This is a genomic window from Telmatobacter bradus (assembly GCF_048629425.1).
Taxonomy (GTDB): domain Bacteria; phylum Acidobacteriota; class Terriglobia; order Terriglobales; family Acidobacteriaceae; genus Telmatobacter; species Telmatobacter bradus.
In genome coordinates this window covers 3,686,386-3,700,339 of sequence record NZ_CP184532.1, presented here as the reverse complement: position 1 = coordinate 3,700,339, position 13,954 = coordinate 3,686,386, and the positions used below count along the sequence as shown (strand labels likewise).

The window sequence follows — 13,954 nt, the reverse complement described above, 5'->3', positions numbered from 1 at the left end:
ATCTGTGTGTAACTTTTGGCTTGGCGAGTCCGGTGACGATGCCTTGACGTTCTGTGGAAGCCACGCTGCCGCGGCTGTAGCAAGGGTTCCGGCGAGCGCTTGCCTTCGAGTGAGTTTATTGAGCATTGGCTGTCTCTCCTAAAGCGGATTCTGGTTCACCCAGTGTCAGCATCAAGCGGTTGGCCCAGGCAAATAAGGCCGTAGCCTGGATGAGATCGAGAATCTCCAGTTTGGTAAAGCCGGCGTTTTCAAGCTGCTCCAGGTCGTTCCTGCCGAGTTTGCCCGGTGCTTCGCTAAGCCTGCGCGCAAAGCGCTCAATCGCCTGTAGTCGCGGGCTGAGTCCTGTCACGTTACCTTGCCGCAGAAATGCATCGATGGGCGCGGTAGCCTTTGTGAGATCAGCAAATCGGCGAGCGTGCACCGACGCACAGTAGACGCACCCGTTGCTGCGTGAAACGGCTACAGTGGCAAACTCGCGCTCGGCACGCGGAAGCCCGCCGCTATCGAACAGGATTGCATTGTATAGGCGTGTGCGTTCACGCAGAGCGGCGGGGGCGTGAGCCAGCACGCGAAAATAGGCGGAGTCCCTGGGAGGTACACCGCATTCCGCCAGCGCGCTGCGCTGCACCGGTGTAGCCGATGCCAGCGTAACAGGCTGCAGCCATGGCTGCCACCGCAACACTTCCAGAGTGAAATTGCGATGGATCGCGGGCGTGCAAACGTCCTGCTCCAGCGTTGCGATTGCCGGGTCGTTCTGCGACGAGAAGAGACGCAGTCCGTGGAGTACGCGGGCCTGATAGCAAACAAATGCAACCAACTGTGCGAAGGTTACGATTTCAGCGGCAGTCAATCCGGCACGCTCCAGATCTGCGATGTTCTTTCGCGTGACTGCTGAAGGAGACGTCGTCATGAGACGCATAAGTTGGAAAAGCAACGTGAGACGCTCGGATATCGCTGCATCAAGCGGAGCTGAGATGCCGGTCTCAATTTGCCTATCGAGAAGTGTTCGGTAGTGAGCTGCGAGACTCAACTCTCTTACTGCGGTTGCTGTATGAGCTGCGAAGAAGGCGCGCTCTTCGACACTTAGACCATCGGCGCCGGTGTGTTCAAACAGCGAGCGGTAGGCACGCTCCATCAGGCCGACCTGCTTTTGACGCAGTGCAAGAACCGCAGACACGTCGGGGCCATACTCGTGAGCGGCGATGCTCTCAAGAACCGTGGAGCCGTCGAACAGAGTCATCGCTTCCCCCGTGTTCTTGTACTTGCGGCGGGTGCGAAATCACTGGCTTGAATCCAATCGTCGTTCCGAACAGTCCAGCTCACCCTATTGGATACGGCATAGGTGAGCGGCTCGGTGAGTAAAAATATTCCGGGAGCTTCGTCGCACATTCTCTGCGTTGCCCGTTGATACGCCAGCCTGCGTGTCGAGACATCCATAGAAGAGCGGCCTTGGAGAAGCAGGTCTCCAAACTGCTTGTCGTCCCAATAGGAATAAGGATTGCCGGGCGCGAAAAGCGTCAGCAGTCCATCCGCATCGAGCGTGGGCCATGCCTGCGTAATGTATTGCATAGGAGCCATGGATTGCGCTTTGACGTATTTGTTCATGTATATGCTGAAGTCCATTTCATGAATGCGGATGCCGATTCCGAGGACCTCTTCGATCTGTCCGGCGACTGCCTGGGTTATTTCGTCGGAGGCATAGTAAACATTGATAGGCACATCCAAATCGATGATGGTGCCTTTGGGCACGCCGGAGAGTCTGAACAGTTGCCGGGCCTTTTCGGGATTGTAGGGGATAGGGCGCAACGACAGATTGTAGCCAAAGTACTCGGGCGTGAGCATTTGGCAGTTCAGCACACTCCCGGCTCCAGAGAGGATCGTGTCGAGGATGGCTTGCTTGTCTACGGCATAGTTGAGAGCAAGACGAAGATTGCGATTATTTTTGAATGGCGGCGTGAGTGTGTTGAACTTGACGATCATGCCGCGCGCGCTGCTGCCCGCCCCCGCGTAAGCACGATGACTGGAACGAATGCGCGCAAAATCTTCTACGGGAATGTTTCGAATGAAGTCTACTTCGCCTGCGAGCAACGCCGATACGCGGCTTTCCGGATCGGTAAGAATACGAAAGACGACACGGTCGAACGATGGTTGTATGCCCCAGTAATGCGCTTTGGCGCGAAGTTCGATGCGATCGCCGACGGCAAAAACAGCGATGTCGTATGGGCCTGTCCCCATCGCGGAAATGGCTGGCTTATGTTGAGAAGTCCATTGTGGAGCCATCAGAAAGAGCATACTGAGTTGCTCTGGAAGTGCTGGAAATGGCGCGGTTGTAACGATGCGAAGCAGTGTTGGTGACAGAACCTGAACTTGCTTGATCGAAGTAAACCATGGACGGATGCGTGCGTTCATATGCGGGTTCTGGACGCGGGCAATGTTCCAGGCAACGGTGGCCGCATCCAGGGGTTCGCCGTCAGGAAAGCGAATGCCGGCACGCAAATGAAACTCCCAGGTGTTGTTGTCGAGGGCTCTCCATGAACTGGCGATCGATGGGTGCAGCTTGAGGTCAGCTCCCCTGGTGAGAAGAGAAGAATAGAGGTGACTGGAGACGCTGAGGTCCGAGCCGACCGATCCGCTCATCTGTGGATCGAGTGTGTTGATGTTTGCCGACAGGGCGATGGTGAGTGTGCTTTGGGCTCGAAGGTTCGGGACCAGGCTGAGAATCACTACGGCACAGGCACGTGCGAAGAGGGGGCGCACGATCATGCTGGTCTCCTTTCCTTGGCGTCCAGCAGTACAAAATGCCCGGCGTCTACTTCGGTCAATGTTGCGGATCGCGGAGACTCAAAGGTGGTACCGGTATAGGCGAGGGCCAAAGGCAGAGGAGCATCGGGGTTAGGCGCTGGAGTCGCGGACAGCAATGCACGCGTGTAACTGTGTCGCGGGTCCAAAAAGATAGCTTCGACCGGACCCGTCTCCACAATCCTGCCACGATACATGACCGCCACACGATCGCACAGATAGCGAACCATGTTCAGGTCGTGGGATACGAATAAATACGTGATACGAAGCTGTTGCTGAAGGTCTTTCAGAAGATTCACGATCTGCGCCTGGATAGAAACATCGAGCGCGGTGATGGGTTCGTCCGCTATGAGAACCGACGGTTTCAGCATCAGGGCGCGCGCAATGCAGATTCGCTGCAGTTGCCCCCCGGAGAATTGTGCCGGGTAACGCGACGCCAAGGTCGGATCGAGTCCAACCTGCCGCATCGCTAGTGCCACCCGCTCATCGCGCTCATTGCGTCTCATCTGTGAGTCAAAGATGACGAGAGGTTCGGCGAGTATCTGCTCTACCCTCATGCGCGGATGCAATGAATCGTATGGGTCCTGAAAGACAGCCTGAACGTTTTTGCGGAACTCGCTGAGGAGAGGCTTGTTTGCTGACATCATGCGTTGCTCTCGAAACCATACTGTTCCCGACGATGGCTCTTCAAGCCTGAGAAGTAGGCGGCACAGGCTGCTCTTGCCAGAACCTGATTCACCTACCAGGCCAAGTGTCTCATTCGGATAGAGCGCCAGCGAGATGCGATCAACCGCAGGGGGCGTCACATCGGCATGTGCGAAGAATCCATTTTGGCGACCGTAGACCTGAGTAAGCGCTTCGGCGCGCAATAGCGGCGCTGTCACCATGGCTGGTCCCCCACAGTGCTGGTCGCTAACTTAGTTCGCAGGTCGTACCACGCAGCTACAAGATGGTCAGGCGGTCCATCGGATACGGGCGACAGCGGAGGCATTTCGCGAAGGCATCGCTCCGTGGCAAACGGGTTGCGCGGAGCAAACGGGTCGCCTATGGGCGGAGTGTGCGCGCTGGGTGGCTGGCCGCTGAGTTGAAACAGCCGCGTTCCTTTCGCTTGCCCCGCACCTGGAATGGAGTGGAGAAGACCAAAAGTATATGCATTGCGCGGATCGGCGAAGATCGAACGAGTGGGGCCTCGCTCAAGTAATCTGCCGCCATACATGACCTGCACCGTATCGGCAATACCCGCAGTGAGCGCCATATCGTGCGTGATCCAGAGAACCGCCATGCTCAACTGCCGTTTCAGATCGCGGATCAGGCCAACGATCTGCGACTGTATGGTAACGTCCAGCGCCGTCGTCGGCTCGTCGGCGATAAGAAGTTTGGGCTTGCAGGCAATCGCAATGGCAATGGAAACACGCTGCCGCATGCCGCCGGAGAGTTGATGAGGATATTGGCGGAGAACTCGTAACGGGGCGGTGATATGAACGAGATCGAGTAGCTCGGCGGCGCGGTTCCTCGCCGCATTTTTGCTCAGCTGTAAGTGCGCGCGCAGAACATCTTCAAGTTGATGACCAATTGTGAGAACCGGGTTGAGCGAGGACATGGGGTCTTGAAAAACATAACCGATCTGACTTCCCCGAATCCTGCGTAGCTCCGCTCCTGAGAGGCCGGTGAGGTTGCGCCCCAGGAATCGAATCTGCCCGCTCGTCGTAGTGGCCGGAGAAGGCGGAAGAAGTCCGGCGATGGCGAGCGCATGGACGCTCTTGCCGCTCCCGCTTTCACCGATGACAACAAGCGTCTCGCCCTCGCTGAGCGAGTAAGAGATGTCGTTTACAGCGTAAACCGTGCCGGAAGGACTCCGGAAGTGGACGCTGAGATGGTCGACTTCAAGCAATGGCATGAGACTATACCTGCACCTGGAGAAACCCGTTCGGAGTTATGGTCAGCGATTCATGACCGGTTGGTGTGATCAGCAATGTGTCGGAGTGTTGCAACCCGCCCCACTCTGGTATGCGCAGATTTGGTTCAAAGGTAAAGATCATTCCAGGCTCAAAGACTAAATCGGACTTTCCGTCGAGCGAAGGCTCCTCGTGTGCGCCGAGTCCCATGCCGTGACCGATGCGGCCCGGCAAGTACTTGCCATAGCCGAGGCGTTGATAGGCGCTCCTGACTGCAAGAAAAAGATCGGCAACCCGCGCACCTGGACGAATGAGCGGCCGAGTTTCTTCGCGTATCTGCAGAATAGCGTCGTACGCGCGCTGCTGTTCGGTGGCTAGCGCACCGATCGCGACAGAACGCTCGTTTTCAACATAGATGCCGTTAGCGATTGCCCAAATAAAGGTAAGCGCAATCTCTCCGCGCTCTGGTCGTCGCACGCTTGGGCTGTCGCAGTTGATGAGTACACGCTTGCCGGATAAGCACCAGCACCATAGCGCGTTCTGTACGCCGCCTTCCAGACTGCCGAAGGCGCAAACTTCTACTTCCGGGTATTTCCGATTCCATGTCTCATTCATCGTGCGCATGGCCGCTGTTGCAACATCGCGCTCGGAGCCGCCAGCAGCGAGAGTATCGATCGCGGCGGTCATGCCACGATCAGCTAAATGCGCTGCTATACGTGCACTCGCGATCTCTGTCTCGTCTTTTATAACGCGCGAGCGGAAAATCACCCCACTTGCATTGGCAAACGTCGCCTGGGGAAGAATCTGCTCAAGGCTCTTCAGACGGCCGACTGGCAGATAATCTTCCTCGATTCCAATCGCCGCTTTTGTAAGGTGGAGCTCTTCGAGAATTAGCTGAAGTGCGTCGAGCCAGTTCGGGCAGATCGTGACTTTGGTCGACCAGGAGCCGTAAAGCCGAATGTCCGCAATCCATGTGCTGGTGCGAGCATGGTCATCGCGCAGGGCATGAACGAGCAGAGTAGAATCGCCAGTCGCAGGAACAATGGCAATCACCGGATGGCTATAGATGATGGGATTGAAGCCGCTGATATAGAAGGTATTCTCCGGCTTAAAGCAGATCAAAACATCGATGCCTCGGGCGACCATCTCTTTTTGCAGTTTCTCGATGCGGCGAGTTGCAGGTGCGGCGACAGTCATGAATGTATATCCTTTTGGTTAAGATCGATCAATACGAGCAATGATCCAAATTACGTCGAAGGGCATTGCCCATAAGAGTGACGCTGAGTACGGTAACTACAATTGCCAATCCTGGAACGACCGTGAGCCACCACGCGGTGGTCAGATAGTTGCGGCCTTCGGCAAGCATTCGTCCCCATCCGGGAGCGGGTGGCTGCACGCCCAGGCCAAGAAAGCTCAGGCCAACTTCCATGAGTACGATGCGTGACATCTCGAGTGAGGCGATGGTGAGGATCGAAGGCCAGATTACGGGAAGAATATGGCGAAACAGAATGCGCCACGGGCCTGCGCCAATGACGCGTGCAGCAAGGACAAAGCCACGCTTGCGGAGAGAAAGGCATTCCGCTCGTACAATGCGTGCAAATCGCACCCAACTGGTGAGCCCGAGCACGCAAATCAGGTGTAGATTGCTTGGACCCAGTGCGGCAATGACAAGCAGGGCAAGCAACATCACAGGAATCGAGAGAACGATATCGACAAGACGCATCAGAAGCCGGTCCAACAGGCCGCCGAAGTATCCGGCCATCAGTCCCGCCGAGACGCCAAGCAGGAGCCCGAGTGCGGTTGCGCTAAGCGCAACCGCCATTGTAAAGCGCCCGCCAAAAACAATTCTGCTAAGCACATCGCGCCCCAGGGCATCGGCGCCAAGCAGGTGATGCGAAGAACCGGGGGGTGTAAAACGTGCATGGAGATCGATGTGCAGTGGGTTGGCAAGCGGTAACCACGACGCCAGCCCTGCGGCAACAACAATCAGAAGCAGAAGCGCTGCGCCGATCAGGCCGTCGGCGCCTAGACGGACAACGACGTGGCGGAACGAACGAGGCCATTGTGTGCTCTTTGTCTGCAGGACTGGCGGCGTCTCGCTCATGCATGAGTCCGTATGCGGGGATCCAGCCAGAGATGCACCATATCCGCGAGAAAGTTGATCGCGATGACTCCAACAGATATTAGGACAATGCCTGCGCTGACGACAGGGAAGTCCTGGTTCTCAATGGCCTGATAGATGAGTCTGCCGATTCCGGGCCATGCGAAGATCGTCTCTACGACTACAGATCCTCCAATCATTTCGCCTGCGAGGATGCCGATGAGCGTAACGATGGGGACGAGCGCGGAGCGCAGCACGTACCACAGATAAATCGACAGAGGACTAAGCCCTTTGGCTCGGGCAGTGCGCACGTAGTTTTCATGGAGTACCTGTTTGATGGTCGATTCCGCCATTCGTGCAATGTGCGCGCTCAGAAAAAGCGCCATGCTGACCGACGGCAATATCAGGTTCTTCCAATGCCCGTAACCTCCGGTGGGAAGCCAGTGGAGCTGAACAGCAAACAGCAGGATCAATACCATGCCGAGCCAAAACACAGGTGTAGCCTGTCCAAGAATCACGAACGCCGCGAGAACACGGTGCAAGATTCCATGCCGGCGAATAGCAAGCAGTGAACCGATCGCCAAACCAATAGCCATCCCAAGAAACAGAGCCGTTGAAGCCAGCAGCAGAGTCGCAGGAAGGCGTTCAAGAACGACGCCAAGTGCAGGCCTCGCAAACAAGAAGCTTTCACCAAGATTGCCATGCAGTGTTTGCTCTATATAATGCAAGTACTGTTTCCAGAGAGGAAGATCCAGCCCTAATTGTGCGCGAAACAGCGCCGCATCCGCCTTTGATGCACCAATCGGTAGTAGCAGGACAGATGGATCACCCAGTGTGCGCGTGAGAAAGAAAACCGCAGTAAGAAGCGCCCACACAGAAAGGAGCGCTTCAGGAATTCGATAAATAGATTTGTTCAAGGCAACGCTCCTTTCTGCAAAGTGGTCGAATCTTGTTAGTCGTCGAACGCGAGGATTTCTAGAAGATGATCTTGGCGGCCATCTGCATCTGCCTCGCAGTACCGTTGCCGAGCGTGCGGCCGAAAGTGTTAAGGATTTGGCCGAACGTAGAAGTGTTGTAAGTGTTGCTCGGCGTAGTGAAATTGGGCGTGTTGGGAAGATTGAAGATTTCCGCGCGCAGCTCCAGAGCCACTCTTTCACTTACGTGCGCTCGCTTCAGCAGGGAAACATCGAATTGGTTGAAGCCGGGCCCGTAGACCGTATTACGCGCCAGGTTGCCGACAGTGCCGCTGACTGGCAGCGAGAATGCTGCCGGGTTGAGCCACTGCTGCACCGATTTGTGCGCAGCATACTGACTCACGCCCGCAACACGGTTCGGCCGCTGATTGGCCGTGCTGCCGTTGCCAGAAGTGTTGACGCCGATGAAAACAGTTGTCGGTGTCCCCGTGCGTATTACGCCGAGACTCGCGATTTGCCACCCCGACACAAGCTGATCGATAACGCCTGGTTCGCGATTGAGGTAGCGTTGATGTTTTCCAAAAGGCAGATCGTAGGTCAGGCTGTAGTTGAAACTATGGCGAATGTCGTTGGTCCCATTGCCATATTCCGCGGTCCAGTTGTTGTTCGTCTGTGGTTGCAAGTAATAGCCGCTCGATACGCCATAGTCCTGCACGTTGTCGAGTGCATGGCTGTATGTGTAGCCCGCGTTTGCCTGCACGCCGCTATCGAGGCGGCGGGTTAGCTGAGCCTGCAACGCACTGTAGTTGGATACGCCGCCGGCAAGCTCGATGATGATGTTGGAGTAGCCGGATATCGGGCGCTTTCCGGTGGAAGGCGTGACATAGTTGATGTTCTGATTCTGCCGCAGATGGAGACTGCGATTACCAACATACGCAAGGGTAAGGGCCGTATCGTTGTTGAGCGCAATCTCGTTGGTCAGGTTCCATTGCGCGGCATAGATGTCGGGCTTGTTCGGATAATATCCGACAACCGCGGGCAGAGCAGCGGAGGTCTGGCTTAGAAAGGGCGTCAGCGGATAGCTCAGCGCCGGTGTCTGAGAGCGCAGCAGCGAGGTTGTGCCAACAGCATTATTGGTTGCAATCTGATTGGTTGAATATAGTGGAAACTGCTGGTAGAAGATACCAAATCCCGTGCGCAGAACGTAGCGCGGCGAGACCGCATAGGAGATACCGACGCGTGGCGAAAAATCGCGCCTTGTGTCGTTATAGAATGGGATGCCCGCCGCTCCCAGCGCGTTTGTGGCCAGACTGAATGTTTGTTGCTTGTTCAATGGATCGTATGCGGCTGTTTGATAGTCCCAGCGAATGCCGTAGTCGAGAGTGAATCCAGGATGTATCTGCCAGGTGTCCTGCATATAGGAGTCGACCTGATAGGCACGCGTCGATGAGCCTGGGTTCGCGCCTGTTTGAGATGCGCTGTAGGCGCTGTTCTTGACGAAGTCGGCGATGGACGTGAACGTAATGGTGGTGGTTGCAAGGGTTCTGTTGTTCAGATCGATACGATACGATCCAATGCCCCATTTGAATGTATGAGTACGATGAACCAGACTCATATCGTCGCCAACTTGATAGCTCGTATTTATATTGTTGCTGATGCCGCGAGTGCCAGGCGTAATCGAGAGACCGGTGATAGTAGTCAGCGGATACGATTCATTGGAATTGATGATGCTGTCGTAGCGCTGCAATCCCACCAGAAATTCATTCACAAAAGATGAGCCGGACAGATGCTGGTCGTGAATTGCGATGTTGGTCACGCGGATCGGGACCTGCTGATGATCGCCGGTTCCAAGCGAGTTCGGAAAGACTCCGTAGACTGGCCCGGAGATGTAGGAGTCGTTCACGTTGAAGCGGGCAAAAAACGTGTTGTGGTCACTGAAAGTGTGATCGATGCGAGCGCTCCCGGTATCTTCACGTACAGCATCGGATTGGTTCGTTGTGTAGGAGTCGATCAAGGTGTTGCTGGTGGAACTAGTCCCAACCGGGTATAGCGCAAGCAAGGGGGCGAGAGCGGGCGAGGCGCTCAGTACTTGCTGTCGCAGCAGTGCGCTCGGCGTGGTTCCGGTTCCGGTAATGCCGACGTTCTGACGCGAGCCTTCGTAATTGAGGAAGAAGAAATCTTTGTTGCGCCAAATGGGTCCACCCAAGCTGCCGCCAAAGTTGTTGAAGCGGAACTGGGCCTGTTGCTGCGATGTTGTATTGAAATAATTGCGGGCATCGAAGAGGTTGTTTCTCAGGAAGTTGTAGGCGGTGCCATGGAACTGATTCCCGCCACTCTTGGTGACAATAGTGACGTAGCCTCCTGAAGCTCGACCATATTCGGCAGGGTAGACGCTAGTGAGGGCGCGAAACTCCGCAATTGTTTCCAGGCTCCCGGTGAGCAGTCGTGCGCCACGTTCGAACCCATTTGCAATGTAGGGGTAGTCTACGCGCGAGGCATCTACACCATCGATTGAAAAGCGGTTTGCAGTGATCTGTTGTCCATTGAAAGAGATGTTGGCCAGAATGTTTGTGGTTGCAACCGCGCCAGGCGTCAGCAGGGCAAACCGTGCGTAGTCGCGGCCGTTGATGGGCAACTGCGCCAGCGACTGAGTATTCAGTGAAGTGCCAAGACTGGTTGTTGTATTGATCAATGGTTCAGAATCAGCTTCGACCGTAACTGTCTGCTCGATTGCGCTCGGTGCAAGTGAGAACTCCAGGGTTACTACTTCGGAGACGCCCAGATTGATAGATGGCACGACCTTGGAGCCAAAGCCTTGATGTGAAGCTGTCACTTTGTAGACACCGATGGGAAGTTCGGCGAGGACGAATACCCCATCGTCCCCTGTGACAACCTGGCGTTGCTGCCCCGTGCTGAGATTGACGGCACTGATACTGGCGTCGCTGATGCGCGCGGACGATGTGTCGCTGACCTTTCCAGTCAAGCGAGCAGTGGTTTGCGCATTTGCCGCACCTAGAAAGGCAGTTAGGCCGAGCGTGGCGAAAAGAAAGAGGAAAAGTGCTTTCATATTAGCCCTCGATGTGTGTTGGATAAAGTGGAGCCAAAATTGGCGCCAATGTCATTGTCGGTATCCGTGCAACGAGGCTTCTCGTCTAGTGCCGCAAAAAAGGAAAAGCCCACATATGCTCAGCGGCGGATACGTGGGCCTATCGTCTGCTAAATCTGTCGTCTATGGATGGTACAGAGGACATTCAGAACGCGGCCACACGTACACAGGGCGTGTACAACAACAAGCCGCGAGATGATTGATCAAAACCATTGATCTCGATTATAGGGTGTATGTAGTGAGTGGGTCAACCAAGATGCGTCAGTGCGCAGGCAAAGTTGCAGCCGGCCTAACACCTTCTTCTGGCGCTGTTGCACGAATAGGCTTGGAGATTAAGGACTCTCAGACAGATTTCCGAAAGGCAGCCCGTTCAATGCCGAACAAGCACAACGCGTCGCGCCATCACCACATCCCAAAGATGAAGTGCCCGCTGAAGAACTGGGCGGAGTACGACGCAGGACTTCGGCGTCGCGGCTATCTCACGTTATGGCTCACAACGAAAATACGGATGTCTCTCCATTCCGCAAAGCAAGAACTGCGCTGCGGTATATTTGAATGCGATGGCGGAGGGTCGATTGCCGCCGGTGGAGAGCGGATTCACGGATGGCCCAGAACTGGCAAACCAATCTCATTCATAGCAACGCCAAAGTGCCGGGAGGCTTCCGGGCGCTGAATGTTTCCGTGGAGCGCGCCTCAACGGTCATCTTTCCCGATTGCGAGTCCGCCGTGGGCGGGTGGAATGTTGAGGCGGATGGATACACCTATGGCATCCACGGCACGCCGACTGTTCTTGCTTTAGCGGGCAGGATTGCCGAACTTGAGGGTGGGATGCACACGCTGCTTGTTCCGAGCGGCCTTGCGGCGCTCACGCTTGTGGACATGGCGATGCTTTCGGCGGGCAGCCACGTGCTGATTCCGGACAACGTTTATGTGCCGAACCGGTTGCTGGCCGTCAAGCTGCTGCATCGCTTTGGAGTGGAAGCATCCTTTTATCCAGCCGATGGAGGGGCAGCGGTCGCCGAGTACTTCCGTTCCAACACGCACCTGATCTGGGTCGAGAGTCCCGGCTCGATCACGATGGAAGTGCAGGACGTGCCGGCAATTTCCGCTGCCGCGCATGCGCGTGGTGTGATGGTGGCGATGGACAACACTTGGGCTGCGGGTGTGCTCTTCAAGCCCTTCGAGCATGGCGTGGATATTTCCGTGCAGGCGTTGACGAAGTACGTTGGTGGGCATAGCGACCTGCTGATGGGCTCGGTCACCGTCCGCGATGAAGCTCTGTTCGAGCGCCTTGGCGAAACCCGTGCGCGCTTGGGACTATCGGTCTCTCCGGACGAATGCAGCCTGGCGCTGCGCGGTCTCCAGACACTGGCCGTGCGGTTGCGCCACGCGGAGGCTTCGGCGCTGACGATCGCCAACTGGATCTCCGCGCAACCGGTGGTACAGACGGTACTGCATCCGGCACTCGAAAGCTGCCCCGGTCATGCATTCTGGAAGCGCGATTTTACTGGAGCGAGCGGACTGTTTTCCATCGTCTTTAGCCAGGAATTCAGCGGCGCCGAGGTGCGTGCCTTCGTGGATGCGCTTGATCTTTTCAAGATTGGCTATAGCTGGGCAGGGACGACAAGCCTGGCCGTGACGTACAACCTGAATCACTCTCGTGGCGCCTCGCCTTACGGTGACCGTTTGGTGCGGCTGAGCATTGGTATGGAAGATACCAATGATTTGATTGCCGACCTGAAGCAAGCATTGGAGCGGATGCAGGCAGCGCGATAGTCGATTGCCAATCAGGGCCACTCGATACGTTCCGCCGAGTGGCACACCTCTTGGACTATAGACGGTATCCTAAGAGTGAGTAAGCCCAACGAATCGGGGCCGCAGCGCATTGTGTTTGGCAGAAAAGGCAAGGACGAACAGAATGGTTGAGAAGAGAGGATTGGCGCTGAGAACACGAGCGCTTCATGTGGGTGAAAAGCCCGATCCGACGACGAACTCTGTTGAGGCTCCGCTGATCTTGTCGACGAATTTTGTTACCGATCCTGACAGCTCCGGTTTTTCTGCCGTCGATCTGAAAGAAGACGATCCATACTTATATGCTCGCTGGTCGACACCAACCGTGCGAGGGTTGGAAGAGAAGCTTGCCAGCCTCGAAGAAGGCGAGGATGCACTCTGTTTCGCGAGCGGTATGGGCGCGGCAGCAGGGCTGTTGCTGGGTACGCTGAAAAGCGGCGATCACCTTGTTCTGAGCGATGTTTGCTATGCGGGTGTCGCCGAGCTAGCGCGGGATACGCTGCCTGGTTTTGGCATCCAAGTGACGAATGCAAACTTTTCGGCTTTGGAATCTGTAGCAGCAGCCATTCGTCCCAACACGCGTCTGGTGTGGGCGGAGTCGCCTTGCAATCCCATCCTGCGTCTTACGGATCTGGCCGCCGTTGCGGAGATTGCGCACCGGGCCGGAGCCGAATTTGCGGTGGATTCCACGCTGGCAACGCCGCTGGCAACTCGGCCTCTGACGCTCGGAGCCGACTGGGTTCTGCACTCGCTGACCAAATACTTGAACGGCCATGGCGATGCGCTGGGCGGCGTTGTGATCGGCAGGCGTGGAGCGCTGGCCGAGCTTCGCCGTCATGCACTGATTCACTTCGGTGGCGCACTGAGCCCATTCAACGCATGGCTGATCCGGCGCGGCCTGCATACGCTTTCGTTCCGTATGCGCGCGCATCAGGAGAGTGCGTCGAAGGTGGCGGAGTTTCTTGAGTCGCATCATGCCGTCAAGCGCGTGATCTATCCGGGGCTGGCGTCGCATCCGCAACATGAAGTGGCGCGGCGGCAGATGGAGAATTTTTCAGGGATGCTGACTTTTCAAGTGAAAGGCGATGGACTGGCTGCCGCGCGCCGCATCGCCAAGCGCGCCCAGTTATTCAACTACGCGGTTTCACTCGGGAAACAACGCAGTCTTATCTACTACATTCCAACCAATGAGATCCTGCGCAGTTCCTTCACCCTCGATGCCCGGGCAGAAGAGAGTTATCGACTCTATGCGGGAGAAGGTATCTTCCGAACGTCGATTGGATTGGACGATCCCGACGACCTCTGCAATGACCTGGAGCAGGCGCTTGCCGAATGAGTGCCTGCTGCT

General features: G+C 56.2%; 10 protein-coding genes and 1 pseudogene. 3 read left to right on the top strand and 8 right to left on the bottom strand.

The genetic code is table 11. From position 1 onward, the window contains the following. Positions 1–115: 115 nt before the first annotated feature. Genes ACOBR2_RS15185 through ACOBR2_RS15150 form a run of 8 tightly spaced genes read right to left on the bottom strand, consistent with a single transcriptional unit; the run spans position 116 to position 10,776 of the window. Entirely contained in the window at positions 116–1,240 is a 1,125-nt protein-coding gene (locus tag ACOBR2_RS15185) for a peroxidase-related enzyme (protein ID WP_420236961.1), read from the bottom strand. Beyond that, positions 1,237–2,763 carry an ABC transporter substrate-binding protein gene (locus ACOBR2_RS15180; protein ID WP_420236960.1) on the bottom strand — a complete coding sequence of 509 codons (1,527 nt, stop codon included), beginning with the start codon at positions 2,761–2,763 and terminating at the stop codon, positions 1,237–1,239. Before ACOBR2_RS15180 ends, ACOBR2_RS15185 begins: the two co-directional genes overlap by 4 nt. Next, positions 2,760–3,686 (bottom strand): ATP-binding cassette domain-containing protein, encoded by a 927-nt coding sequence (locus tag ACOBR2_RS15175; protein ID WP_420236959.1) that lies wholly within the window; start codon positions 3,684–3,686, stop codon positions 2,760–2,762. Before ACOBR2_RS15175 ends, ACOBR2_RS15180 begins: the two co-directional genes overlap by 4 nt. Beyond that, positions 3,680–4,696 carry an ABC transporter ATP-binding protein gene (locus ACOBR2_RS15170; protein ID WP_420236958.1) on the bottom strand — a complete coding sequence of 339 codons (1,017 nt, stop codon included), beginning with the start codon at positions 4,694–4,696 and terminating at the stop codon, positions 3,680–3,682. The genes ACOBR2_RS15175 and ACOBR2_RS15170 overlap by 7 nt, the downstream gene beginning before the upstream one ends. A gap of 4 nt (positions 4,697–4,700) precedes the next feature. After that, positions 4,701–5,891, bottom strand: coding sequence for a M24 family metallopeptidase (locus ACOBR2_RS15165; protein ID WP_420236957.1), 1,191 nt, complete (start codon positions 5,889–5,891; stop codon positions 4,701–4,703). Positions 5,892–5,919: 28 nt separating this feature from the next. After that, entirely contained in the window at positions 5,920–6,798 is an 879-nt protein-coding gene (locus ACOBR2_RS15160) for an ABC transporter permease (protein ID WP_420236956.1), read from the bottom strand. Continuing rightward, positions 6,795–7,712, bottom strand: coding sequence for an ABC transporter permease (locus ACOBR2_RS15155; RefSeq protein WP_420236955.1), 918 nt, complete (start codon positions 7,710–7,712; stop codon positions 6,795–6,797). The genes ACOBR2_RS15160 and ACOBR2_RS15155 overlap by 4 nt, the downstream gene beginning before the upstream one ends. Before the next feature lie 58 nt (positions 7,713–7,770). Continuing rightward, the gene (locus tag ACOBR2_RS15150) at positions 7,771–10,776 is read right to left on the bottom strand and encodes a carboxypeptidase regulatory-like domain-containing protein (RefSeq protein WP_420236954.1); all 3,006 of its coding nucleotides are present in this window, start codon (positions 10,774–10,776) and stop codon (positions 7,771–7,773) included. A 412-nt stretch (positions 10,777–11,188) separates the two neighbouring features. Here ACOBR2_RS15150 and ACOBR2_RS15145 point away from each other — a divergent pair. From ACOBR2_RS15145 to ACOBR2_RS15135, 3 genes and pseudogenes are all read left to right on the top strand, one after another. Continuing rightward, positions 11,189–11,311: pseudogene (locus ACOBR2_RS15145) on the top strand (IS5/IS1182 family transposase); the annotation flags it as partial. Positions 11,312–11,418: 107 nt separating this feature from the next. Beyond that, positions 11,419–12,591 carry a cystathionine beta-lyase gene (locus ACOBR2_RS15140; protein WP_420236953.1) on the top strand — a complete coding sequence of 391 codons (1,173 nt, stop codon included), beginning with the start codon at positions 11,419–11,421 and terminating at the stop codon, positions 12,589–12,591. Positions 12,592–12,733: 142 nt separating this feature from the next. Further along, positions 12,734–13,942: a trans-sulfuration enzyme family protein gene (locus ACOBR2_RS15135; protein WP_420236952.1), complete on the top strand. Its 1,209-nt coding sequence runs from the start codon at positions 12,734–12,736 to the stop codon at positions 13,940–13,942. Positions 13,943–13,954 lie beyond the last annotated feature (12 nt).